This window comes from Actinomyces gerencseriae DSM 6844, assembly GCF_000429265.1.
GTDB classification, from domain to species: Bacteria; Actinomycetota; Actinomycetes; order Actinomycetales; family Actinomycetaceae; genus Actinomyces; species Actinomyces gerencseriae.
This window is the reverse complement of record NZ_AUBN01000009.1, coordinates 81236-104778: the sequence shown is the minus strand read 5'-3', so window position 1 is coordinate 104778 and position 23543 is coordinate 81236. Positions and strand designations below refer to the sequence as shown.

General features: G+C 70.0%; 19 protein-coding genes and 3 tRNA genes. 6 read left to right on the top strand and 16 right to left on the bottom strand.

The annotated features are described in order from the left end of the window. Positions 1-50 precede the first annotated feature (50 nt). Complete coding sequence (locus G448_RS0103530) at positions 51-1025, top strand: FAD:protein FMN transferase (RefSeq protein ID WP_026406860.1); 975 nt, start codon at positions 51-53, stop codon at positions 1023-1025. Between the two features lie 236 nt (positions 1026-1261). Here G448_RS0103530 and gap read toward each other — a convergent pair whose 3' ends face one another. Both gap and G448_RS14955 read right to left on the bottom strand, forming a co-directional pair. Beyond that, positions 1262-2266 (bottom strand): type I glyceraldehyde-3-phosphate dehydrogenase, encoded by a 1005-nt coding sequence (gap, locus tag G448_RS0103525; protein ID WP_026406859.1) that lies wholly within the window; start codon positions 2264-2266, stop codon positions 1262-1264. Further along, on the bottom strand, positions 2263-2964 hold the full coding sequence (locus G448_RS14955) for a TetR/AcrR family transcriptional regulator (RefSeq protein ID WP_034494285.1): 702 nt from the start codon (positions 2962-2964) through the stop codon (positions 2263-2265). Before G448_RS14955 ends, gap begins: the two co-directional genes overlap by 4 nt. Positions 2965-3212: 248 nt before the next feature. Between G448_RS14955 and G448_RS16960 the strand changes: the two genes are divergently transcribed. Together G448_RS16960 and G448_RS0103510 are read left to right on the top strand one after the other, a co-directional pair. After that, positions 3213-4190, top strand: coding sequence for a hypothetical protein (locus G448_RS16960; RefSeq protein WP_026406858.1), 978 nt, complete (start codon positions 3213-3215; stop codon positions 4188-4190). Further along, complete coding sequence (locus G448_RS0103510) at positions 4187-4597, top strand: GntR family transcriptional regulator (protein WP_026406857.1); 411 nt, start codon at positions 4187-4189, stop codon at positions 4595-4597. Before G448_RS16960 ends, G448_RS0103510 begins: the two co-directional genes overlap by 4 nt. Positions 4598-4669: 72 nt before the next feature. On the opposite strand, the gene miaB is transcribed toward G448_RS0103510, so the two are convergent. Beyond that, positions 4670-6337 carry a tRNA (N6-isopentenyl adenosine(37)-C2)-methylthiotransferase MiaB gene (gene miaB, locus G448_RS0103505; protein ID WP_026406856.1) on the bottom strand — a complete coding sequence of 556 codons (1668 nt, stop codon included), beginning with the start codon at positions 6335-6337 and terminating at the stop codon, positions 4670-4672. 326 nt (positions 6338-6663) lie between these two features. Here miaB and G448_RS14945 point away from each other — a divergent pair, with 326 nt between their 5' ends. Continuing rightward, positions 6664-7566, top strand: coding sequence for an aminomethyltransferase family protein (locus tag G448_RS14945; protein WP_084436297.1), 903 nt, complete (start codon positions 6664-6666; stop codon positions 7564-7566). A gap of 67 nt (positions 7567-7633) precedes the next feature. Here the strand turns inward: G448_RS14945 and G448_RS0103495 are convergent, their stop codons facing one another. Further along, positions 7634-9388 (bottom strand): formate--tetrahydrofolate ligase, encoded by a 1755-nt coding sequence (locus tag G448_RS0103495; RefSeq protein ID WP_026406855.1) that lies wholly within the window; start codon positions 9386-9388, stop codon positions 7634-7636. A 344-nt stretch (positions 9389-9732) separates the two neighbouring features. Here G448_RS0103495 and G448_RS0103490 point away from each other — a divergent pair, with 344 nt between their 5' ends. Next, on the top strand, positions 9733-11607 hold the full coding sequence (locus G448_RS0103490; RefSeq protein ID WP_026406854.1) for a phosphoenolpyruvate carboxykinase (GTP): 1875 nt from the start codon (positions 9733-9735) through the stop codon (positions 11605-11607). A 53-nt stretch (positions 11608-11660) separates the two neighbouring features. Here G448_RS0103490 and G448_RS0103485 read toward each other — a convergent pair whose 3' ends face one another. The 6 genes from G448_RS0103485 to pgsA all read right to left on the bottom strand — a co-directional run bounded on the left by G448_RS0103485 (position 11661) and on the right by pgsA (position 15766). Next, positions 11661-12158, bottom strand: a complete 498-nt coding sequence (locus G448_RS0103485) for a regulatory protein RecX (protein ID WP_026406853.1) — start codon at positions 12156-12158, stop codon at positions 11661-11663. Next, positions 12158-13360: a recombinase RecA gene (gene recA / locus G448_RS0103480; protein WP_026406852.1), complete on the bottom strand. Its 1203-nt coding sequence runs from the start codon at positions 13358-13360 to the stop codon at positions 12158-12160. Before recA ends, G448_RS0103485 begins: the two co-directional genes overlap by 1 nt. A 221-nt stretch (positions 13361-13581) precedes the next feature. Beyond that, positions 13582-13815, bottom strand: coding sequence for a DUF3046 domain-containing protein (locus tag G448_RS0103475; protein WP_026406851.1), 234 nt, complete (start codon positions 13813-13815; stop codon positions 13582-13584). 182 nt (positions 13816-13997) lie between these two features. Beyond that, positions 13998-14420 carry a helix-turn-helix domain-containing protein gene (locus tag G448_RS0103470; RefSeq protein ID WP_026406850.1) on the bottom strand — a complete coding sequence of 141 codons (423 nt, stop codon included), beginning with the start codon at positions 14418-14420 and terminating at the stop codon, positions 13998-14000. A 144-nt stretch (positions 14421-14564) separates the two neighbouring features. Next, positions 14565-15086: a CinA family protein gene (locus tag G448_RS0103465; protein ID WP_026406849.1), complete on the bottom strand. Its 522-nt coding sequence runs from the start codon at positions 15084-15086 to the stop codon at positions 14565-14567. Continuing rightward, positions 15083-15766, bottom strand: coding sequence for a CDP-diacylglycerol--glycerol-3-phosphate 3-phosphatidyltransferase (gene pgsA, locus G448_RS0103460; RefSeq protein ID WP_026406848.1), 684 nt, complete (start codon positions 15764-15766; stop codon positions 15083-15085). Before pgsA ends, G448_RS0103465 begins: the two co-directional genes overlap by 4 nt. A 192-nt stretch (positions 15767-15958) precedes the next feature. Between pgsA and G448_RS0103455 the strand changes: the two genes are divergently transcribed. Then, complete coding sequence (locus G448_RS0103455; protein ID WP_245572166.1) at positions 15959-17338, top strand: CapA family protein; 1380 nt, start codon at positions 15959-15961, stop codon at positions 17336-17338. Positions 17339-17369: 31 nt separating this feature from the next. Here G448_RS0103455 and G448_RS0103450 read toward each other — a convergent pair whose 3' ends face one another. From G448_RS0103450 to G448_RS0103425, 6 genes are all read right to left on the bottom strand, one after another. Then, on the bottom strand, positions 17370-20168 hold the full coding sequence (locus tag G448_RS0103450) for an FtsK/SpoIIIE family DNA translocase (RefSeq protein WP_051268608.1): 2799 nt from the start codon (positions 20166-20168) through the stop codon (positions 17370-17372). A gap of 87 nt (positions 20169-20255) precedes the next feature. Then, the gene (locus G448_RS0103445; protein WP_026406845.1) at positions 20256-21185 is read right to left on the bottom strand and encodes a PfkB family carbohydrate kinase; all 930 of its coding nucleotides are present in this window, start codon (positions 21183-21185) and stop codon (positions 20256-20258) included. Between the two features lie 34 nt (positions 21186-21219). After that, positions 21220-22854 (bottom strand): ribonuclease J, encoded by a 1635-nt coding sequence (locus tag G448_RS0103440; protein WP_084436295.1) that lies wholly within the window; start codon positions 22852-22854, stop codon positions 21220-21222. 182 nt (positions 22855-23036) lie between these two features. Beyond that, positions 23037-23109 (bottom strand) — tRNA-Glu (locus G448_RS0103435). Positions 23110-23142: 33 nt separating this feature from the next. Next, positions 23143-23215 (bottom strand) — tRNA-Glu (locus tag G448_RS0103430). 88 nt (positions 23216-23303) lie between these two features. Continuing rightward, positions 23304-23375: transfer RNA gene (locus G448_RS0103425), tRNA-Gln, on the bottom strand. Positions 23376-23543: the final 168 nt, after the last annotated feature.

The window sequence follows — 23543 nt, the reverse complement described above, 5'->3', positions numbered from 1 at the left end:
GGTTTTGCTGTCAGTCGAAGACAAATCGTCGCCATGGGGAGGCGCACGTCGTGTCACTTCCATCCGCGCGTCCGGGCATGCGCGGGCCGTGCCCGGTGCGCGAGCCCGGAGCCCTGGCGCAGCGCTGGCGCTTCGAGGCGACCGGAACGTGCTGGCAGGTCCTGTCCGCAGCGCCCCTTCCTCCCGCGCTGCGGGATCGCATCGTCTCTCTCGTCGATGCCTTCGAGGGCGTGTGGTCCCGGTTCCGTCACGACTCGGTGGTGCGCCGGGCCGCCGAGAGCGGGCCGGACGTCGGGCCCCTCACTCTCGACCTGCCGCCGGGCTCGTCCGTCCTGCTGGACCTCTACGACCGCCTGCACCGCGCCACCGACGGCCGGATCGACCCGCTGGTGGGCGCCGATCTGGTCGAGCTCGGCTACGACCCCGGCTACTCCTTCACCGTCCACGACGGCGCCGTCTTCCGCGTCGGGGCGATCCGCGGACGCGCCACCTGGGCGGAGACGGCTCGGCACGACGGCGACCGGCTGCGGCTGACCCGCCCCGCGCTCATCGACATCGGCGCGGCCGGCAAGGGCTTCCTCGTGGACCTCGTGGCGCGCGAGCTGCACGAGGCCGGAATCGGCGCCTTCGCCGTCGACGGTTCGGGCGACCTGCTGGTCTCATCGCCCGAACCGGTGCGTATCGGCCTGGAGGACCCGCGCTCCCAGGGACGGGTCATCGGAGTGGTCGTGCTCGCCGAGGCGGCGATCTGCGCCTCCGCCGTCAGCCGCCGGTCCTGGGGCCACGGGCTGCACCACCTCCTCGACGCCCGCACCGGCCTGCCGGTCCAGGGCGTGCTCGCCACCTGGGCGGTGGCGCGGACCTGCGCGGAGGCGGACGGCCTGGCCACGGCCCTGTTCGTGACCGCGCCGGAGGTACTGGCCCGGGCGGGCTTCCACTACGACTTCACCCTCATGAGGGCCGACGGCTCGGCGGTGGTCTCCCCGGACTTCGCCGACATTCCCGGCGAGCTCTTCACGGCATGAGCCCGGCCGGCGCCTTCCCGCTCGCGGCACGGGGCCGAGCGCTTACGTCCCGCGCCGCCGGAATCGATCCGACCGGGTTCGGCGCCGTCTCGGTGACGATCTCCGACGAGGACGACGCCTTCGGAGCACTGCCGGTCAGACGCGATGTCAGCCGAATCCCGACCAGGCCGGAGCCGCGCGACCGCGTGCGGATCGGTCCGGTGCCGCGCAGGACTGCGACGCCGTTCCGAGCCGCGTCAGAGTCGCGCGCCGACCTTCTGGGAGAACTCGACCAGGCGGTTGGAGAAGCCCCACTCGTTGTCGTACCAGCCGAAGACCTTGACCTGGTCGCCCATGACCTCGGTGAGAGGCGCGTCGAAGATCGAGGAGTGCGGGTTGCCGACGATGTCGTGGGAGACGATCGGCGCCTCGGAGTACTGCAGGTAGCCCGCCAGCGAGCCGGATTCCGCCGCCGCGCGAAAAGCGGCGTTGACCTCGTCCGCCGTCGCCCTGCGGGAGGTGACCACCGTGAGATCGGTGACCGAGCCGACCGGGACCGGCACTCGCAGGGCCGCACCGGTCAGACGCCCATCGAGCTCGGGGATGACCAGGCCGATGGCCCGGGCCGCCCCGGATGAGGTCGGAATGATGGAGGAGGCTGCGGCGCGCGCTCGACGCAGGTCCCGGTGAGGCGCGTCGTGAAGGCGCTGGTCGCCGGTGTAGGCGTGGACCGTCGTCATGAGGCCGGTCTCGATCCCGACGGTGTCATTGAGGACCTTGGCCAGCGGCGCCAACGAGTTCGTCGTGCACGAGCCGTTGGAGAACACGTCGGCCGCATCCACGTCCAGCCGATCATCATTCACACCCAGGACGAAGGTGGGCACATCCCCCTTCGCGGGCGCGGAGACGATGACCTTCTTCGCCCCGCCCTTCAGGTGCAGGGCCGCCTCGTCCCGGGTGGTGAAGAAGCCCGTCGACTCGATCACGACATCGGCCCCGACCTCGCCCCAGGGGATCCGGGCCGGGTCCGACTCGGAGAAGACCGTGATGGTCCGGTCGGCGACTCGCAGCTCATCGCCATGGCCGGCGACGCCGTCGAGATGCCCGCTCACCGAGTCCCACTCCAGGAGGGTGGCGAGTGTGCGCGCGTCGGTGAGGTCGTTGACGGCGACGACCTCGACGTCCGCCCCGCCGGCCAGGGCGGCGCGCATGTAGGTGCGCCCGATGCGGCCGAATCCGTTGATGCCGATGCGAATGGTCATGATGTCTCTCCTTCGGATAGGGCATGGCGACCGGTCCCGAGGTCCACCGGAACCGGGCTCGAGAGTTCTTCGGGTTCCGAGAGGCTTGCGACCCGGGCGGCCGGATCGGGCGGGCCGGCGGGCCCGGCCGGAGCGGCCCTCGCGGCTGCGCGGAGCAGTTCGAGGGCGCCCCGGCGGGCCGCGTCATACGGGGCCCTGTCCTGCTGGGCCATGGCCAGGACGTAACCGCCCTGGACGACGGCGACGATGGTACGAGCCAAATCCCCCGAGTCGAGACCACCGGGCAACCGCCCCTCCGATGCCGCCGCGTCGATGACGGCGACCAGCATCTGATGCAGTTGCGCGAAAGCCTCGGCGATCGGCTTGCGAAGACCGTCGTCCGCCATCACCGCCTTGTCCTGGGCCATTCGACCGACTCGGCAGCCCTTGAGCGGATCACGAGGAAGGGTGAGGTAGGCGCTGAGGACCTCGAGTGGGTCCTCGACATCCGCGAGCGCGGTCCTCCAGGAGCTGAACTGGACCTGGCAGTTGTGGTTCAGAGCCGCGAGACCGAGATCCCGTTTGGTCGGGAAGTAGTGGTACATGCTCCCCTGGCCGACGCCGGAGAGCTCGCGAACCTCTCGCGGACTCGTGGCGCTGTAACCGCGCTCCCACATCAGCTCGGCCATCGCCTCCACCAGCCTCTCCCTGGAACCCATGTGCCGAGTGTACCCGGCGGCATCGAGTGTACCTACCTCAAGGTACACAAGTCTGTGTCCTCCATCTCAGAATCGCTCCGATCGTCGCGCATCGAGCCTCCGGACGCAGAGGCACGGGGAGGACGACGCGGCAGCGGCGGCCCCTCGGCCGACCCCGAGCCGACTCGCACTCACTTGTATCAGCTACTTGACACAAAAGTCTTTCAAGGAGATTCTTGTACCATACACTCAGTACAAGTGAGGTTCCGATGTCCCCCCTGCCCGCTCTCGCGCTCTTCTCGGTCTTCGCCACGCTCGTCCTCGCCCTGCCCGTCGGAGCCATTCGGCTCTCCGACAGGGGTGGCGTGGACGGCATCGATCTCGCGTCGTTGCCCGAGAACCTGGCCGTTCCCCTGCGCAACGCGGACCGGCACTCGCGCTGGACGCGCTCGACGGCGGTTCTCGCCGCCGTCGCGACCGCGATCGTCGTCGGTCTCGCGAGCCCGCGGACGGCGCCCGGCGCGTTCGGGCTGGTGGGACTTACCGTGCTCCTGCTCGGGGAGCGCCGCAGTCCCGTCGTCACGACGGCGACGCGCACCGCCGTCCTGGCGCCGCGCCGAGTCCGCGACTACCTGCCACGACCGGCCGCGCTCGTCCCGATCGGTGTCATGACGGTTCTCGCCTTCTTCGCCCTCGGCGTCCCGACAGCATCGAGCAGCCCCGGTGCGACCCCGCCACCGGAGCACAGCACCGTCCTTCCCGCCGGCTCCTACCTCAGCGGCACATCGACCGACTCGAACGGCGACACCCTCGCATCGATCTTCTGCCCCTGGCCGGGAGCCCATTTCCTGGCCCCGATCATGCTCACGCTCGTCGCGCAGCTCGCGCTCGCCGCCGTTGGACTGCGCACGGTCGCCGCCCGCGAGCAGGTGAGCACCTCACGCGATGACGGCCTCGATACCGTTCTGCGCCGCCGCTCCTCGGAGGGGATCGTCGGCTTCCTTCTCGTCGCCCTCGCCCTTCCCCTGCCGCTGTTCGGCCACTCGATGGTGGAGGCCGCGACCTGGCGGGTGGCCGAGTGGGACTACCTGCGCGGCACGGTCGGGGGGCTGGGCATCCTCGTCGCCGTCGGATGCATGGCGGCCGGAGTCGGTCTCCTCATCCGACGCACCTCGGTGGTCGTCGGCCCCCGTCGACACGATCCCGCGCCCGCGGGAGCGGACCTCCCATCGGAGGATCGCGCATGAGCGTCTCCGTCTCCATCGACTCCGCCTCTCCCGTACCGCCCTTCGAACAGATCAGGGTCCAGATCACCGGACTCATCGAGACGGGGACGCTCGTCGACGGCGAACGGCTCCCCTCCGTCAGGCAACTGGCGGGAGATCTGCGCGTCGCTCCGGGAACCGTGGCACGCGCCTACAAGGAGATGGAGGAGACCGGTCTGCTCGTGTCGCGGCGCGGCGCCGGGACTCGGGTCGCCCCGAGGAGCACGATGCCGATCCGCGAGCGCGCGGACCTGCTCCGAGACGCGGTGGAGGATGCGCTGTCACGTGCTCGCGCCCTGGGATTCTCCGATGCCGACATCGCACGTGCTGTCGACCGGGCCCTCGCGAGGCCCCGTCCCTCGGAGTCTCGACGGTCTCCGCGCACCTGACCCCGCCCCCGACCGCGGCCGGCCGTCGCCCCACGCCGACATCGCCCGCTCGGACCGATCTCGGCGGCGGGGTCAGGGGGCGGCGGGCGCCCCGACGCGCAGACGCGGCATGCCCAGGCTCACGGGCGCGGAGTCGGGCTCGGGTTCGGCGCGCGCCTCCACCCTGCGTCGCTCCCAGGCGTCCCCGGCGCGCGTGCGGCGAACCTCGAACAGGGCAGGCCCCTCGTCGTACCAGACGCGGTCCCCCGCGCCCAGGGCGTCGTTGGCGGCCCGCTCCCCCGCGCTGAGCGATCCCCCGCAGCGGGCGGAGTCGGCGATGAGGTTGTGCGGCGCTCCATGGGTGACCCGCGCCGTCACCATGTCCCCGGGGCGCGGAGCGCCCGCGTCGTAGGCGCCGGCCGCGAGCCCCGCCGGAAGCGCCGCGTGCACGAGCCGGTTGTCCGCCGCCCGCCCGGAGACACGGGCGGTCGCGGCGCTGCGACGTCCCTCGCCCTCGGCGACGAGCACCTCGACGACCCGCCCCTCCTGCTTGGCGTTCTCCTCGTGGGTGATCCTGCGGACCAGCTCGTCCAGCCGGCGGTACCGATCCTTGACGACCTCGACCGGAACCCGGTCCTCGCGGTCCGCGGCGGGGGTGCCGGGCCGGGGCGAGTACTCGAAGGTGAAGGCGGAGGCGAAGCGGGCCTCCTCGACCGCCTCGAGGGTGGCCTGGAAGTCGTCCTCGGTCTCGCCGGGGAAGCCGACGATGATGTCGGTGGTGATCGCCGCCTCAGGCAGTTTGACGCGCACCTCATCCAGAATTCGCAGGAACTTCGCGCTCCGGTAGGAGCGGCGCATGGCCCGCAGGATCCGGTCCGACCCCGACTGGAGCGGCATGTGCAGGCTGGGCATGACCTGCGGGGTGGCGGCCATGGCGTCGATGACGTCGCTGGTGAAGGCCGCCGGGTGCGGACTGGTGAAGCGCACGCGCTCAATGCCCTCGACCGCCCCGGCCGCTCGCAGCAGCTTGGCGAAGGCACCCCGGTCCCCGAAGCCCACTCCGTAGGAGTTGACATTCTGTCCCAACAGGGTGATCTCAGTGACTCCATCGGCGGCCACCGCCTCGATTTCGGCCAGGACCTCTCCGGGACGACGGTCGCGCTGTCTGCCTCGCAGCGAGGGCACGATGCAGAAGGTGCAGGTGTTGTTGCAGCCCACGGCGATGGACACCCAGGCGGCGTAGGCGGAGTCGCGGCGGGTCGGCAGGGTGGAGGGGAAGACCTTGAGGGACTCCTCCAGTTCGACGGCGGCCTCGGCGTTGTGCCGGGCGCGCTCCAGCAGGGCCGGCAGGACGTCGATGTTATGGGTGCCGAAGACGACGTCGACCCACGGGGCCCTGGTCACGATGCCCTGCCCCATCTGCTGGGCCAGGCACCCGGCCACCGCGATCTGCATGCCGGGACGCTCCCGCTTGACGGCGGCGAGCTGGCCGAGATTCCCGAACAGGCGAGTGACGGCGTTCTCGCGCACTGAGCAGGTGTTGATGATGACGACGTCGGCCCCGCCGTCGCCGGCCTCGGTGGCGCGCGCGGCGGCCTCGGGCACGTCCTCGACCCGCCGGTAGCCGGCATCTTCGAGCAGGCCGGCCATGTGCTCGGAATCGTGAACGTTCATCTGACAGCCGAGAGTGCGCACATGGTAGGTGCGCGGCAGGACGCCGCGAGCATCGAGCCCGGGAACGGTGGCATCATGAGTGGTCATCGTCGTGCAGTGTAGAGGAGCCAGTAGGGGACTCCTGCCACGGACTGCCGCCCCCGGGAGCGGCGGAGGCCGGACGCCGCCCGCTGGTTCGCTCACGAGGACCCGGGCCCGTCCCCTAGGATGCGAACCGGTTCATGCTCCGATCGGAGGTCCTCATGGCTCGACGATGCGCCGCTCCCCCGCCCTCTGCGTCCCGGACCGCATCGGGCCCCGGGCGACCGCTGGTTCTCGAGCTCGGCGTCCCCGGGCCTGCGCGACCTCGGCCTCCAGACGCCCATGAGCGACCTGACACGACCGGCGACGGCCCGACCGCTTGAGGAGGAGCGATGACCGAGCACGACCAGCACGACCGGAAGGAGGTCCGGCGATCCGCAATGGTGCGCACCACGCCCCTGCACTCCGTGCACGTTGACGCGGGGGCTCTCTTCACCGATGTCGGCGGCTGGCGGATGCCGTTGCGCTACGCCCCCGACCTCGCCGAGCATCACGCGGTGCGCCGCTCCGCCGGCATCTTCGACCTGTCCCACATGGGTGAGATCAAGGTGTCCGGACCCGATGCCGCCACGGCGCTCGACCGCGCCCTGGCGGGACGGATCTCGGACGTGGAGCTCGGCCGGGCCCTTCACACGACGATCGTGGCCGAGGACGGCGAGGTCATCGACGATCTCATCGTCCACCACGTGGGCGATCAGGAGTACCTCGTCATCCCCAGCGCGGGCAACCGGGAGCGCGTCGCCGCCGCTCTGACGGTGCGCGGCGCCGATGTCTCCTGCGAGATCGTCGATATCTCGCTGACAATGACGCTGATCGCGGTTCAGGGCCCGCGCGCGGAGGAGATCCTCGCCGGCGTGGTCGAGTCCGGCGCCGGCATCCCCACGGCGCTGCGTCCCGAGGAGGAGGGATCACCCGCCGATGACGGGGGATGCGGACCCGATGTGCTGTGCGGGCCGACGATCCTGCGACGCTTGCGCAACGACGCCGCGGTGCGGGCCACCGCCGCCGGGCATGCGGTCCTGCTGGCCCGCACGGGTGACGACTGCTTCGAGCTGTTCTGCGGCGCTGAGGATGTCGTCGATCTGTGGACCGTCATCACCGAGTACGCCAAGACCCTGCGCCCCGGGACCGGCGACTCCGGCGGGGAGCCTCTCCCCGCGCTCACCCCCTGCGGCCTGGCGGCGCGCGACTCGCTGCGCCCGGAGGCGGGCGTGCACTGCACGGACACGAGATGATCGAGCCGTCCTTCCCCGGTCCTTGAAGGGGTGCGGACCGCCGTACGGGCACCGACCGGCCCCGGCCTCAACGGAGCCCCAGGATCTCCCCGGTCCCGGGCTCGACATCGATGCGCTGGGCCGCAGGGTGACTCGGCAACCCGGGCATGGTGGAGATCGTGCCGCACAGGGCGTAGACGTATCCCGCACCGGCGGCGAGCCGAACCTCGCGCACCGGCAGTCGCCAGCCCGTGGGCGCGCCCTTACGAGCCGAGTCGTGAGACAACGAGAGCGGGGTCTTGGCCACCACGACCGCGAGACGACCGAAGCCGTCGCGCTCGCAGTCATCGAGGAATCGCTCGGCGGCGGGAGCGTAGTCGACGCCGTCCGCGCCGTACATGGCGGCGATACTGCCGATCTTGGCGCGCAGATCGTCCTGGGGACCGTACAACGCTCCGCCCCGCGGCGCCTCGCCCGTGCCGGATCGCTCGCAGGTCTCGACCACGGCGTCGGCGAGCTCGAGGCAACCGGCGCCGCCGTCGGTCACGGGACGCGCAACGGCGGCACGGGCACCGGCCTCGCGGGCGATTGCCAGAGCCTCATCGACCTCGGCAACGTGGTCGTCGGGGAAGACGTTGACGGCGACGATCGGCTCCAGACCGAAGCCGCGCACGATCCCCATATGGTGCAGCAGGTTCGGTGCTCCCGCTCGCACGTCATCGACGCTCTCGCGGAGCATCTCGGCCGGCAGGTCCTTGCCGCCCGTCGGGCGGTAGCGACCCGAGTGGGACTTGAGGGCGCGTACGGTGACGACGAGGACAGCGGCATCGGGTCGCATGCCGGACACTGCGCACTTGAGGTCGATGAAGCGCTCCAGACCCATGTCGGCGCCGAAACCGGCCTCGGTGAGGACGTATCCGGGACGGCGGCGCTCTCGCCCCGGCTCCGAGGGACGTCCAGCGGCGCCGTGAGCCGCAACGAGATCGGCCAGAACCGACGAGCAGCCTGTGGCGATATTCCCGAAGGGCCCGGTGTGGACCAGAGCGGGCGCGCCCTCGCTGGTGCGCAGGAGGTTGGGGGCCAGAGCGTCGCGCAGGATCGCGGCCATGGCGCCCGACGCGCGGAGGTCCTCGGCGGTCACCCACCGACCATCGGCGTCGCGGGCGACGACGATGCGTCCGAGCCGATCGCGCAGATCGGCCAGGGACGTCGCCAGGGACATGATGACCATGACCTCACTGGCCGGAGTGATGTCGAAGGATGACTGCCGGGTGACTCCGTCGGCGCGTGCGCCCAGGCCGACCACGACGTGGCGCAGGGCGCGATCATTGACGTCCAGGACGCGCGGCCAGATGATCGTCCGCTCATCGATGCGCAACTCATTGCCGTGATGGAGGTGGTTGTCGATGACCGCGGCCAGAAGGTTGTGGGCGGCGGTGACGGCGTGGAAGTCCCCGGTCAGATGCAGGTTCATGCGTTCAGCGGGCTGAATGCACGCCTTCCCGGAGCCGCCCGCCCCGCCCTTGATGCCAAAGGTCGGGCCCATCGCCGACTGACGCAGGGTGAGCGTCGAGCGCTCGCCGCGGCGGACCAGGGCCTGGGTCAGGCCGATGGCGACGGTCGTCTTGCCCTCCCCGAAGGGCGTGGGCGTCATACCGGTGACGACGACGTAGCGACCCGCCTCCGATGACGCCGCCGGCTCACCGGACCGCAGGGCGTCCGGATCGATCTTGGCGACATCGCGACCGTAGGGGATGACGCGCTCAGCCCCGATACCGGCTCCAGCGGCCAGATCGCGGAGGTCTGGCGCCGTCCGGGCACCGTCCGGGCAAGATTCGCTCATGGATCAAGCCTAAGGGGAGGCCGGCGGGAACCCGGCGGCGCAGTCCAGCTCCCGGCCTCCCGCACCTGCTGCGAATGATCCACCATGCGCGTCCGTCCGGGCTCGTCCGCGCCGGTCCGCATCGACGCAGGCGCGCCGCACTGGAACGGCGACGCGCTGCCCCTCTCAGCCCTCTCGGCACCGACTCCCCCGCCCGTGCCCACACGTCGACACGGAGAATCAGTATATTCTCAGTTATTTTCCAGGGTTTCGCACAACCGAATATTGCCCTACCCTCGGCTGTAGGGCCGACCGGGCGTCCGGGCGACGACGCCCGGCGGACCCGCTCAACGATTGGAGTTGCCATGACACATCCCACCGAGATCCTCACCAGGGCGGGGATCTCCAATCCGTCCGTCCACGAGTTCGTCGACGGGTGGGCCCGTATCCTCGAACCCGATCGCATCGAGGTCGTCGACGCCGGCGCCGACGAGCGCCTTCTCGCCGAGGCCCTGGAGGCCGGGGAGATCATCGAGGCGGGCCACGGCCGCTACCTCGCCCACTCCCACCCCAAGGACACCGCCCGATCCGAGGAGCGCACGGTCGTGGCCACCCACGACAGCGCCGACCGAGGCGTCTACAACAACTGGCGGGATGCCGACGAGGTCCGCGCCCAGCAGATCGAGCGCATGGCCGGCGCCATGGCCGGCAGGACCATGTACGTCGTGCCCTACCTCATGGCGCCTCCCGGTTCACCCCTGGCCCGCTGGGCCGTCGGTGTCCAGCTCTCCGACAACCGCGTCGTCGTCCTGCAAATGCTGCGCATGGCGCGCGTGGGCGCAACCCACCTCAACGATCTGAAGGATCCCGGATTCTTCGTGCGCGCCGTTCACGCCACCGGGGACCTCGACGCCCTGGGGCAGGGCACCGACAGCGACGAGCGACTCTTCGCCACCATCGCCGACGATCGCACGATCCTCCATTTCGGCTCCGCCTACGGCGGCAACGCCCTGCTGGGCAAGATCGCCCACGGGTTGCGCCAGGGCTCCTACGACGGCTGGGCCTCCGGCCGCTTCATGGGCGAGCAGTTCATGCTCATCGGCATCCGCGACAGGGCCACCAATCGTACCTACCACATCTGCGGCGGCATGCCCTCGGCCTCGGGGAAGACCAATCTGGCCATGATGCTGCCGCCCGCGGCGCTCGGGGAGCGCTACGAGGTCGAGTTCTACGGCGACGACATCGTGTGGCTGCGCGTGGACGAGCGCGATGGACGCGTCTACGGCATGAATCCCGAGTACGGAACCTTCGGAGTGGCCAAGGACACCAACTGGGAGTCCAACCCCAACGCCATGAGGGCGGTCGCCGAGGGCACCGGCACGATCTTCGTCAACGTCGCCCACCACGAGACGACGAAGGAACTGTGGTGGGAGGGCAAGACCCCCTACTACCCGCAGGACGTGACCGGCTGGCGCGATTGGCGGAACGAGCTCGTCTCCGACCGCCCCGCCGACCACCAGCGCTCGGGGGCCGACACCGACCTGTGGTCGCAGAAGAACTCGCGCTTCACCGCCCGCCTGTCCGTCGTGCCGAACATCGCCGATGACTACGAGCGCCCCGAGGGCGTGCCGATCGACGCGATCATCTTCGGCGGCCGCTGCCGCGACCGCGAGCCCCTCATCCGCGCCATCACGGACCTGGCCGAGGGCGTCTACGATGGCCTGACGCTGGGCGCCGAGGCGACCTTCGCCGCGGAGGGCACCGAAGGGCGCCTGCGCTACGACCCCATGTCGATGCGCCCCTTCATGTCCTTCCCCGAAGGCGCCTACGCCCGCCATTGGCTCGACGTGCTGGGCGCCGCCGAGCACAGGCCGATCTTCGCCCATGTCAACTGGTTCCAGCGCGACCCCGAGGACGGCCGCTTCCTGTGGCCCGGCTACGGGGAGAACCTGCGCGCCCTGCTGTGGCTCCTGGACGTGAAGGAGGGGCGGGCCGAGGGCGTGCGCACCCCGGTGGGCCTCGTCCCACGCGCCGAAGAACTCGACCTGAACGGCTTCGAGGGCGATCCGGAGGACTTGAACCGCGTGCTGACGATCGACATCGACCGCTGGCGCCAGGAGATGGCGCTGCGCGAGGAGCACCTCGCCCGGTTCGACGGCCTGCCCGAGGAGATCTGGGAGGCGCACCGGCGCGTGCGCACTGCCCTCGAGGAGGCGCGGGATCCCGCCCGCCAGCCGTGACTCGCGCGCCGTCGGTCCACGGGTCCCCGCACCGACCAGCCCGGTCGTCGCGATCAGTCCTGCCGATCCATCAGGGCCCGCTCGACAGCGCGCATGGCGACCTCCTGGGAATAGCCCTTGCGACCCAGCAGCGCCAGAGTCCGACGCCGGCGCACCACGGGTTCGAGCCCCCGGGTCGCCGCGAGCTTCTTGCGCGCCAGGGTCAGCGCCGTGGCCTCCTCGTCATCGGCGCCGATCTGAGTCAAGGCCGCCGAGATGTCCTCCTCCCCCAAGCCCTTGCGTCTCAGCTCCTCGGCGATGGCTCTGCGCGCGGCGCCCTTCTCCGCGAAACGGGTGCGCGCCAAGGCGGCCGCATAAGCGGCATCATCAACGAGCCCGGCGGACTCGAGACGGTCGAGGACCTCCTCGGCGATGGGCGAGGCGACCTCTTTGCGCTTCAAGAGGTCGTTGAGCGCCGCACGCGGGACGAGCGAGCGGTCGAGGCGCCGCAGGGCGATGTCCCGCGCCGCCTCGACCTCCTCCTGGTGCCCGTCGGGAGTCAGCCACGGCATCAGAAGCCGCCGGCGTCCTCGCCGAAGGCGGAGTCGATGTCCAGCTCGGCGGCGTTCTTCCTGGTGCGCTTCTTGGCGGTCTTGACGGCTCCCTTCGCAGCAGCGTCCTTGACCTCCTTGGCCTTCGTCCCGGTCGCCCCTGCTGCTACGGCCTCCGCTTCCGCCGCAGCGGCCTCCTGCTCGGCCCTGCGCCCGGCCTCGCCCACGCCGAGAGCGGCCAGGATCTTGCCCTCGATCTCGTCGGCGAGCTCGGGGTTGTCCTTGAGGAAGGTCCGAGCATTCTCCTTGCCCTGACCGAGCTGATCGCTCCCGTAGGTGTACCAGGCCCCCGACTTGCGGATGACGCCATGATCGACGCCGAGATCCAGCAGCCCGCCCTCCCGGGAGATCCCCTGACCGTACAGGATGTCGAACTCCGCCTGCTTGAAGGGCGGAGCCATCTTGTTCTTGACCACCTTGGCCTTGGTGCGGTTGCCCACGGGCTGATCCCCGTCCTTGAGGGTCTGGGCGCGACGCACGTCAATACGCACCGAGGCGTAGAACTTCAGGGCCTTGCCCCCGGTGGTGGTCTCCGGATTGCCGAAGAAGACACCGATCTTCTCGCGCAGCTGGTTGATGAAGATGGCAGTGGTGCCGGTGGACGAGAGCGCCCCGGTGATCTTGCGCAGCGCCTGGCTCATGAGGCGGGCCTGCAGACCCACGTGGGAGTCCCCCATCTCTCCCTCGATCTCCGCCTTGGGAACGAGGGCGGCGACGGAATCCACGACAATGATGTCCAGGCCGCCGGATCGGATGAGCATGTCGGTGATCTCAAGGGCCTGCTCACCGGTGTCCGGCTGGGAGACGAGGAGGTTGTCGGTATCGACGCCCAGGGCCTTGGCGTAGACCGGGTCGAGGGCGTGCTCGGCGTCGATGAAGGCCGCGTTGCCCCCTCCCTTCTGAGCGCTGGCGACGGCGTGCAGCGCGACAGTGGTCTTGCCGGAGGACTCCGGTCCGTAGATCTCCACAATGCGGCCTCGCGGAAGACCGCCGATCCCCAGGGCGACGTCGAGCGCGGTGGAGCCGGTGGGAATGACGGCCACCGGAGGGCGGATCTCATCCCCCAGGCGCATGACCGAGCCCTTGCCGAAGGACTTGTCGATCTGAGCGAGTGCGGTGGCCAGGGCCTTGGACCTGTCCTTGGTCTGTGTGGCAGCGGGCATGGATCTACCTCGGGTTCTCAGGCGGCTCGACGCCGCGGCGGTCATGGCTGGTCCTGTGGTGAGATCCCCTCTCCGGGGCTCACGAACGACGTTATGCCGGACCACCGACACGTTTCACCACGCGTTACCGAGCCCTGTGGACACGAGGCGCGCGAACGCCGTCTGTGGAACACTCTAGCCGAACACGTGTTCGAATCGCAGCCGGGGACTCGGCGTGTCGGTCACCGTCGGGCCGGACGCCGCCTGACGTCGTCGCGGAAGACCCAGCGATCCGCGTCGCTCACCTGCATCTCGTCGCACAACGCATGCCAGACCTCGCGGGGAGCCACTCCCGCCGCGAGCGCCTCGACGCAGGTCGCCCCCAATCCCGGCACCACGAGATCCTGAGCGAGGGAACGCCCGTAGGCCGAGCCGTGCACGGTCTCCACGGCCTTCCAGAACTCGGAGTGCTTCATCGAGAGTCCTTGCAGAGATAGAGATCCTTGCGCACGCAGGACGGGACGGGGCCAATCCTTCGGCGGGGCGCAGGGCGAGGACCGGGCGAGAGCTCGTCCTCGGCGCCGAACGGGCGGCACCGGAGGCGGGAGCGGATGGGGGCGTCACCGACCGCCTGTCCCAGTGCGCTCCTAACGCGGTCTCAGTGCAGGGAGAGCCCTTGCTGGCGCACCAGCTCATCCGGAACCGTGTCCGGGATGGTCACGCCCTCGGTCACGGCGATGCGATCGGAGACTTCGCGCAGAACCACGGAGAGCGGGGCGTCCAGTGCCTGGCAGATGGAGGCGAGCAACTCGGAGGAGGCCTCCTTCTGACCGCGTTCGACCTCCGAGAGGTATCCGAGCGAGACCCGGGCCTGACCGGAGACCTCGCGAAGAGTACGTCCCTGGTGCTGGCGCACCAGGCGCAGAACCTCGCCGATCTCACGGCGCAGAAGGACGTTCTCGTGCTTGCTGACAGTGGTGTCCGCAGCCGCACCGCGCCCAGCCGTGGAAGCCGGGCGCGTTGATGCGCGTCCGACCGGTCGAGCGGGTCGGGCTGTGCGGGGGTGAGTCGCATTGTTCATCGTGTGTGGCAACCATTCACTGCGGAGTTTCATTCCCGCCGCCAAGAGGCTGTCCCTCATTGGTGGCAGGTTCATCAAAGCCGAGATTCCTGGAAAAAACCTGAGTATCCAGTCGGCTCCCCCCCCGCTGAAGAACCACGAGGATCACTCCTCAGCCGCATCGAGCAGCGCCACGGCGAGCGCGAGAACGGCCGTGGTCGCTCCATCCCGCACCTGCGTGCGGTCCCCGTCCAGATGGAGCTCGCGCGAGACCGTGCCCCACGGGGAGGCGACCGCCACATGCACCGTTCCCGCACGGTGGCCATCGGCGGGACCGGGGCCCGCCACACCCGTTGTCGCCAGCCCCAGATCCGTCTCCATGAGCGCGGCCACGCCGCTCGCCATCTGCTCGGCGACCTCGCCATCCACCGGGCCGGTTCGCTCCAGACGGCGCTCATCGACCCCCAGCACCTGGGCCTTGATCCGAGTGGCGTAGGCGACGACACCACCGACGACGACGGTCGAGGCCCCCGGCACACTCACAAGAGCCGAGACGACGTCCCCTCCCGTGAGGGACTCGGCGACGGCCACGGTCAGACCACGGCTCTCGGCACTGGACAGGAGGTAGCGGGCGGCCTCGACGAGCGTGAAGCTCCGAGCGGCGTCATCGACCGGGCTCGTCGTCATGCCGCACCGCCATCCACGGCGTTCCGCCGCGCGATGCGCAAGGCCTGAACGATGTAATCGACACCGGTGACCACGGTGACGACCAGCGCACCGGCGACGATCAGGTAGGCGAGGACGGTGACCGCGCCGGCCGCACCGGCGGGCAGAATCATGGTCCAGGGCGTCAGCAGGCCGACGATACCGAGAATCTGCAGCACGGTCTTGAGCTTCCCGCCGCGGGAGGCCGCCATGACGGCACGACGCAGCATGACGAGGCGCAGCAGCGTGATGCCCAGCTCGCGCACGATGATGACGAGGGTGATCCACCACCACAGGCGGCCCGCGACGGAGAGCAGGACGAAGGCGGACAGGGTCAGGGCCTTGTCCGCGATCGGGTCGGCGATCTTGCCGAAGCTGGTCACCAGATTCCATGAGCGGGCCAGCTGCCCGTCGAGGCGGTCCGTGAAGGCGGCGACGATGAAGACGACAGTCGCAGCCAGCCTCATGACCCCGCCCTGCCGCAGCATGAGCCAGATGAAGACCGGCACGAGGATGAGGCGGAGCACGGTCAAGGCATTGGCGATATTGACCAGGGGGGCCTGAGCCGGCGCCGGCGAGCCCTGCGGGATCGGGTTCGAAACGGGGCCGATGTCGCGATTCTCGCAGTCCTCACGATCAGGGTGCGTCGGAGTGGGGTTCATCGGGACCAGCCTAGCGGTGCGGGCGGCTCCTTCAGGACAGGCGCGGCACACCGGTGATGCTGCGCCAGCCGCGTACCCGTGCGCGGTCCCGCGCCCCGTCGACGCGAAGCGCGGCACGACCGTGTGGGACAGAGCACAACTGCTCGCCGACGAGTCTTCCGATGGCGCCCATGAGCCCCTAGCCTGGGGAGCATGCCCTCCGACCGCATGCCCGAGCCGTCTGAGTCCTCCATGCCCCCTGAGCCCTCCGCACCCCGCAGCCCCTCCCGTGCCCGGGCCCGAGCCCTTCACCGCTCCAGGCGACGACGGCGCATCGGTCTGCTGGTGGGTCTCGTCGTAGTCGCCCTCGCACTGGCGGGCGCGGGCGGCGCGCTCGTCCTGGGCAGCCGGGGCGATTCCCCGACCGCCTCGACGGCGCCGACCAGCGATCCGGGCGGCGAACCCGCGGAGTCTCCGGGCACCGACCCTCCGCCCACGTCGTCGCCCGACGCGCGCCTGACCATCGGTTACGGCGGTGACGTACTCATGCACATGCCCGTCATGGAGGACACCGAGGGCGGCCAGGGGGACATCGCCCCGCTCACCACGGCCGCCCGGCCATGGACCAGCGGGGCCGACCTGGCCCTGTGCGGCATGGAGGTCCCCATCTCACCGACCGGCGTCGCCACGGGCTACCCGGCCTTCGGCACCCTGCCGGGCGTGGTCACGGCCCTGGCGAACTCGGGCTGGGACGGGTGCGCGACCGCCTCCAACCATGCCTGGGACCAGGGCGTGGGCGGCGTGACCGCCACCGCCGACACCCTTCAGGCGGCGGGTCTGGGGTGGAGCGGGACCAACCGCACGCAGGCGGAGGCGGATGCGCCCTATCAGATCTACGAACTCCAGCGCGAGGGAAGCACGGTCGCAGTCGCCCAGCTGTCCACCACCTACGGCCTCAACGGCTTCACCGCCGACCCGTCCTGGTCGGTCAACGTCAACGACGTCGACTGGATCGCCCGGCAGGCGCGGGCGGCCCGCGAGGCGGGTGCCGACATCGTCGTCCTGCACTCCCAGATCGGCGAGGAGTACACCCCCGATCCGGTCACCGCCCAGACCGAGTACGCCCGGGCCATCGCGGCCACCGGCGAGATCGACGTCCTGTTCAGCGCGCACCCGCATGTGCCCCAGACCAACGAGCTCCTCAGCGGGGGTCCGAACGGCGAGGGCATGTGGGTGTCGTACTCGGCCGGCAACTTCATCTCCAACCAGTCGATCGCCCAGGGCACTGTCCTGGCCGGCGTCGGCACCTTCGTATGGATCGACGTCACCGTTCGCCAGTCCGCCGACGGCGCGCGCGACGCGCATGTGGACGCCCTTCACTGGCACCCCTTCACCGTGGACAACGACGGCGGCCATCGCATGATCGACCTGGCCGCGGCTCAGGCGGGCGACATCCCCGAGGGCTGCACGCTGAGCCCCCAGGAGATCACCAGTCGGTGGGAGGCGGTCACGAGCACGCTCAACATGGAGACCTACTCCGAGACCCCGCCCACGATGACCGGGCCCGAGCCGACGGTCGTTCCGCGCGGCTGACCCCGCGCCTTCCCGATGACTGCGACGGCGTTCACCAGGAGGCGCCGCGACCGGTCAGGCTCCAGGCGTCCTCCGAATCCTCCCCCGAGGAGTCGTCGTTCCACGACTCCGCGGCCGGCGGACCGGAGTCGGCCCCGGGCTCGGCGGTGGAGGCGGCCGGCGGGGTGGCCGTCGGCTGGTGGTCGCCCGCACCGGCGCCCTCCGCGGATTCCGTCCCGGACCCGCTCCCGGGTGCGCCGCCCTCCCCCTTGATCCAGGCCAGCGTCTCCTGAAGCTGCTCGGGCTGCACCAGCACATCGCGGGCCTTGGAGCCCTCGGATGGGCCGACGACCTCGCGGGACTCCAGCAGGTCCATGAGACGGCCCGCCTTGGCGAACCCGACGCGCAGCTTGCGCTGGAGCATGGAGGTCGAGCCGAACTGGCTGGAGATGATGAGCTCGGCGGCCTGGAGCAGCAGATCCATGTCATCGCCGATCTCCTCGTCGATCTGCTTCTTGACCTCCGGGACGGTCACGTCGTCGCGGTACTCCGGCTCGAGCTGGCGCTTGACGTGCTCGACGACGCTGCGGATCTCGGACTCATCGACCCACGAGCCCTGGACGCGCACGGGAGCGGAGGTGCCGGGCCCCAGGTAGAGGGCGTCGCCCTGACCGGTGAGGGTCTCGGCGCCGTTCTGGTCCAGGATGACGCGTGAGTCCAGCTGGGAGGCGGTGGCGAAGGCCAGGCGCGAGGGCACGTTGGACTTGATCAGCCCAGTCACCACCTGGGCGACGGGGCGCTGCGTGGCCAGGACCAGGTGGATGCCGGCGGCACGAGCCAACTGGGTGATGCGCTGGATGGATGCCTCGACGTCCTTGGGCGCGGTCATCATGAGATCGGCGAGCTCATCGACGACCACCAGCAGGTAGGGGTACGGGCTGAGTTCGCGCTGGGAGCCGGGCAGGGGCTGAACATCTCCGGCGCGCACCGCCCTGTTGAAATCATCGATGTGCTTGAAACCGAAGGACGCCAGATCGTCGTAGCGGGCGTCCATCTCGCGCACGACCCACTCCAGCGCCTCGGCCGCCTTCTTGGGACTGGTGATGATCGGCGTGATCAGATGCGGGATGCCCTCGTAGATCGTCAGCTCCACGCGCTTGGGATCGACCAGCACCATGCGGACGTCCTCGGGAGTGGCGCGCATCATGATCGAGGTGATCATGGAATTGACGAAGGAGGACTTGCCGGAGCCGGTCTGACCGGCCACGAGCATGTGCGGCGTCTTGGCGAGGTTGGTCACCACGTAGTCGCCTTCAACATCCTTGCCCAGACCCACCACCAACGGGTGCGGCTGCTTCTTGGCGGCTCCCGAGCGCAGGACGTCGCCGAGCTTGACCATCTCGCGGTCGGAATTGGGGATCTCGACTCCGATGGCGCTCTTGCCCGGGATGGGGGTCAGCAGGCGGATCTCGTCCGATCCCACTGCGTAGGCGATGTTCTTCTCCTGACCCGTCACGCGAGAGACATTGACGCCCCGCCCCAGGTGGACCTCGTATCGGGTGACCTGGGGGCCGCGGGTGTATCCGGTGACCCTGGCATCGACCTTGAACTCGGTGAAGACGTCCTGGAGCCTCTCAACGATCGCGTCATTGGCCTCGGTGCGCGTGGCGTGGCCCGCCCCCGGCTCCAGAAGGCTCTCGCTCGGCAGGGAATAGGTCGTGCCATCGGGAAGCGCCATCCCGGATGTTCCCGCCATGCCGAGCTCGTCGGCGAGGTCGGGCTGCTCGAACGCCGGAGTCTCCTCGGTGGGGGCATCGGGCTCGGCGGGAGGAGCGGCGCGCGATCCCCGAGGGTGCTCCGCCGAGGACCGTCCCGGACGCACGACCGGAGGCGGAACGGGCTCATCGTCCAGGGGCACGTCGACAGGCGGGGCCGACAGCATCTCGGACAGCACGGAGGTCGCCGTCGCGTCGCGGGCGTCATCGGGATCAGTCCGGGCCACCGACGAGCCCGCCGCATCGGCCGTGTCCGCCGCGTCCGCCGTGCCAGCGGCGGACGAGCGAGTGCGCTTACGACGGCCGCTGCCCCGAGGGCGCTTCTCGGTCTCCAACGAGGAGCGGAAGGGCTCATCGCCGTCGTAGGAGTCGAGAGCACGAGTCGCGGTCTCGTCGTCCCCGTCCTTGCGGCCGCCGGTGCGGCGCATCGCCCCCAGGACGCGCGTGGCCAGATTGTCCCCGGCCTCCCTCTCCTCCTGGTCGGCGACGGCGCGGCGCTCCGCGAGCTGCTCGCGCAGGTCCGCGATGGTACGACCGGAGATCACCAGGACGGAGAACGCGATGAGCAGGACGAACAGGATGACGGCCGCCACGGAGGAGAAGAGCACTGCCAGGGGGTAGCCGACGACCCAGCCGAGCATCCCCCCGGCCTCCTCCAGCGGCGCCACGCCCTGCGACAAGGAGGGGTTGCCGGAGACCACCTGGATAATGCCCGTCACGCCCGCCAGCACGCCGAGCATGCCGACGCTGATGCGCGCGTGCACCGTACCCAGGCGGCGGACCCGCAGCATGGCCACGCCCAGTGCTCCGAGGAGGAGTGGGACGACGATGCCCAGAACGCCAACGGGCCCGGCTGCCAGATGGTGCAGCAGCCCCCCGGCGACGCCGGACACGCCGAACCACTCGCGCAGACCGGTGACGACCGCCATGGCGAGAACGACGAACGCCCATCCGGTGCGACGATAGCGGCTTCCCGACCGGGGCGGCTCGATCGGCTGCGTGGGCTGCTGCTTCGAGGCGCGCCCGCGGGAGCCCCGCGCGCCGGAGCGGGCGGAGGATGAGGGAGAAGTGGCCATGATGTTCAAGACGTTATCGAACCGGTCGTGTTTCGGCAGCCAGCCACGCCGCTGAATCCGTCATGCGTGCGTCACGTCCGGGACGGATCAGGCGTCGCGAGCCTGGCGGGCCAGCAGGGCATCGATCTCATCGCGCCGCGGCGAGCGCGCCGGCCCCAGACGGCTGACGGCCTCGGCCGCGGCGGCGTTGGCGCGCCGGGCGGCGGCGACGACGCCGAGCCCATCCATGAGGCCCGCGACCAGGACCGCGGTGTGCGTGTCCCCGGCGCCAGTGGTGTCCAGAACATCGCGAGCGAAGCCGGGCACCTCGACCATGTCGCCATGGGCCGGCCACAGAACGCAGCCGTGCACCCCGGTGCGCCTCACGATGAGGGCTTCGGGGGCCGCTTCCCGCATGGCCGCCGGGCTGCCGAGACGCGCCGAGAGCTGCGTGATCTCCAGGTGGTTGCCCGTCAGCAGATCGACGCGACGCAGGAGCGGGTTGATGATGGAGCTCGGGATATCGGGCTCGACGGGCCCCAGATCGGCCGCGAGCCCGACGTGGGCGGGCAGGGCGAGGAGCCACTCGGCGAGGACGTCCCTGGACGTGGGATGAGCCAGGTCGTAGCCGGTGGTGTAGACCCAGTCGCCCTCTATGAGCTCGAGGCGGTCGAGATCCTCCCGCTGGGGCTCGGCCTCCACTCCCTCGGTGGTGATGAAGGTGCGCCGTCCGGAGGGCTCGATCAAGGTGGTGCAGGTGCCGATGTCGCCGACGAGCTCCTCGACGACGAGCTCGACTCCGTCGGTCATCATGGTCTCGCGCACCTGGGCGGAGTTCGGGCCGGTGCCCAACGTGGCGGCCAGAGCAGCCGGCTGCCCCTGACGGGCGACGGCGGACACGACCGTGTAGCCCCCGCCGACGGCGGGTCCGGAGGACGTCGCCGTGACGGCGCCGCCGGGCGCGGGCACCCGACCGACGTGGAGCGGAAGGTCGATCAGGACGCTCCCGGTGGAGATGAAGCAGGGCGGGCGGCGCATGCTCGGCGGGCTCATATACCCTCAACCATCCTCATCAGGCCTCGATGACGACGGGCACGATCATGGGCCGACGACGCAGACGGCGCCCGATCCACCGCCCCAGCGTGCGGCGCATCGCCTGCTGGAGGGAGTGCGCATCGGCGTTGCCCTTGTCGAGGGCCTCCTGGAGAGCGGTGGTGACGTCGGGCAGGATCTCGTCGAAGACGGAGCCGTCCTCGGCCACGCCCCGGGCCTGGATATCCGGGCCGGCGAGAATGGTTCCGCTCCTGGTCTCGACGACGGCGTAGACGGACACGAAGCCCTCCTCCGCCAGGATGCGGCGATCCTTGAGCTCGGTCTCGTCGATCTCGCCGATGGAGGATCCATCGACGTACACGTAGCCGCAGGGCACCGCGCCGGCGATACGGGCGCGCCCGTCGAGCAGGTCGACCACCACGCCGTCCTCGGCCAGGATGACGTTGCCCGGAGCGACTCCGGTCTTGACTGCCAGTGCGCCGTTGGCCACGAGATGACGCACCTCCCCGTGGATCGGCATGACATTGCGGGGCCCCACGATGTTGTAGACGTGCAGCAGCTCCTCGCTCGAGGCGTGGCCGGAGACGTGGACCTTGGCGTTGCCCTGATGGATGACGCGCGCACCGAGCCGCATGAGCTGGTTGATGACGCGGTTGACGGAGTTCTCGTTGCCCGGGATGAGGGAGGAGGCGAAGATGACGGTATCGCCGGGCTCCAGGGTGATGCTGCGATGCTCGCCGTGGGCCATGCGCGACAGGGCCGCCATGGGCTCGCCCTGGGAGCCGGTCGCCATGAGGACGCGCTCATCCGGTGGAAGAGAGGCGACGTCCCTGGCGTCGACGAGCACGCCGTCGGGGACCCGGAGGTAGCCGCGCTCGGCCGCAATACCCATGTTGCGCACCATGGAGCGCCCCACGAGGGCCACACGACGCCCGTGGAGCGCAGCGGCGTCGAGAACCTGCTGAACGCGGTGGACGTGACTGGAGAAGGAGGCCACGATGATCTGCTGGTCCGACTCGGCGAAGACGTTGTCGAGCACGGGGCCGATCTGGTTCTCGTGACCGATCATCCCGGGCACCTCGGCATTCGTGGAGTCCACGCAGAACAGGTCCACGCCCTCGTCGCCGAATCGCGCGAAGGACCGCAGGTCGGTGATGCGCCCGTCGATCGGCAGGGAGTCGATCTTGAAGTCACCGGTGACCAGCACATTGCCGGCACCGGTGCGGATCATGGTCGCCATGGCGTCGGGGATGGAGTGGTTGACGGCGACGAACTCGAGTCCGAAGGGCCCGTAGGAGGCCGTCTCGTGCTCCGCGATCACACGCAGCACGGGGCGGATGCGGTGCTCCTTGAGTTTGGCGTCGACGAAGGCGAGGGTGAGTTCGCTGCCCACCAGCGGGATGTCGTCGCGCAGGCGCAGCAGGTAGGGAACGCCGCCGATGTGATCCTCGTGACCGTGGGTGAGCACCAGGGCGACGATGTCGTCGAGTCGGTCCTCGATGTAGTCGAAGTCGGGCAGGATGAGATCGACGCCCGGCTGGTCCTCCTCGGGGAAGAGGACACCGCAGTCGACGATGAGCAGTTTGCCGTCAACCTCGAAGACGGTCATGTTGCGGCCGACCTCGCCGAGGCCCCCCAGGGGCACGATGCGCATCGCGCCATCGGGAATCGGACCGGGGGCCTTGAGCGTTGGGAAGTTCGTCACGCCACGCAGTCTAGATGAGTGGAACCAGGGCGTGGTGCGCCACCGCATCGGCGCCGCGGCGGGAAGCGCCCCGAATACGACGGATGCCCGGCCACCGAAGGGGCCGGGCATGAGAAACGCGACGAAAGGAGTACCCCGTACCGGATTTGAACCGGTGCTGCCGCCGTGAGAGGGCGGTGTCCTGGGCCGCTAGACGAACGGGGCCCGCGCGGGAGAACCGGATGCTCTCCCGACTCGTACCCCGTACCGGATTTGAACCGGTGCTGCCGCCGTGAGAGGGCGGTGTCCTGGGCCGCTAGACGAACGGGGCGGGATTATGCACTTGTCGCAGATGGAACCGAGAGGGATCGCAGCGGACCATGTCCCCGAGGACGCATCCGGACCTCTCGAGTTCTCCGCTGGGGTACCAGGACTCGAACCTAGAATGGATGAACCAGAATCACCTGTGTTGCCAATTACACCATACCCCACTGCTGGTGCGCTGCGAAACGCGAGGCGTCCCGAGCAGCGGGAGACAATTTACACGCAGACCCTCTTGCCGACAAACCCGAATAACGTGAGTGCGACCACATCAACCATCGCTCGACGCGGGCCATGGGCGGACCATGGATAGTCCTCTCCGAAGACCGCTGCCCGGA

Excerpts from the sequence above, each read along its gene's own strand:
- gap (WP_026406859.1), bottom strand. The coding sequence starts at position 2,266 with ATGACCATTCGCATCGGCATCAACGGATTCGGCCGCATCGGGCGCACC.
- G448_RS14955 (WP_034494285.1), bottom strand. The coding sequence starts at position 2,964 with ATGGGTTCCAGGGAGAGGCTGGTGGAGGCGATGGCCGAGCTGATGTGG.
- G448_RS16960 (WP_026406858.1), top strand. The coding sequence starts at position 3,213 with ATGTCCCCCCTGCCCGCTCTCGCGCTCTTCTCGGTCTTCGCCACGCTC.
- G448_RS0103510 (WP_026406857.1), top strand. The coding sequence starts at position 4,187 with ATGAGCGTCTCCGTCTCCATCGACTCCGCCTCTCCCGTACCGCCCTTC.
- miaB (WP_026406856.1), bottom strand. The coding sequence starts at position 6,337 with ATGACCACTCATGATGCCACCGTTCCCGGGCTCGATGCTCGCGGCGTC.
- G448_RS14945 (WP_084436297.1), top strand. The coding sequence starts at position 6,664 with ATGACCGAGCACGACCAGCACGACCGGAAGGAGGTCCGGCGATCCGCA.
- G448_RS0103495 (WP_026406855.1), bottom strand. The coding sequence starts at position 9,388 with ATGAGCGAATCTTGCCCGGACGGTGCCCGGACGGCGCCAGACCTCCGC.
- G448_RS0103490 (WP_026406854.1), top strand. The coding sequence starts at position 9,733 with ATGACACATCCCACCGAGATCCTCACCAGGGCGGGGATCTCCAATCCG.
- G448_RS0103485 (WP_026406853.1), bottom strand. The coding sequence starts at position 12,158 with ATGCCGTGGCTGACTCCCGACGGGCACCAGGAGGAGGTCGAGGCGGCG.
- recA (WP_026406852.1), bottom strand. The coding sequence starts at position 13,360 with ATGCCCGCTGCCACACAGACCAAGGACAGGTCCAAGGCCCTGGCCACC.
- G448_RS0103475 (WP_026406851.1), bottom strand. The coding sequence starts at position 13,815 with ATGAAGCACTCCGAGTTCTGGAAGGCCGTGGAGACCGTGCACGGCTCG.
- G448_RS0103470 (WP_026406850.1), bottom strand. The coding sequence starts at position 14,420 with ATGAACAATGCGACTCACCCCCGCACAGCCCGACCCGCTCGACCGGTC.
- G448_RS0103465 (WP_026406849.1), bottom strand. The coding sequence starts at position 15,086 with ATGACGACGAGCCCGGTCGATGACGCCGCTCGGAGCTTCACGCTCGTC.
- pgsA (WP_026406848.1), bottom strand. The coding sequence starts at position 15,766 with ATGAACCCCACTCCGACGCACCCTGATCGTGAGGACTGCGAGAATCGC.
- G448_RS0103455 (WP_245572166.1), top strand. The coding sequence starts at position 15,959 with ATGCCCTCCGACCGCATGCCCGAGCCGTCTGAGTCCTCCATGCCCCCT.
- G448_RS0103450 (WP_051268608.1), bottom strand. The coding sequence starts at position 20,168 with ATGGCCACTTCTCCCTCATCCTCCGCCCGCTCCGGCGCGCGGGGCTCC.
- G448_RS0103445 (WP_026406845.1), bottom strand. The coding sequence starts at position 21,185 with ATGCGCCGCCCGCCCTGCTTCATCTCCACCGGGAGCGTCCTGATCGAC.
- G448_RS0103440 (WP_084436295.1), bottom strand. The coding sequence starts at position 22,854 with ATGCGCATCGTGCCCCTGGGGGGCCTCGGCGAGGTCGGCCGCAACATG.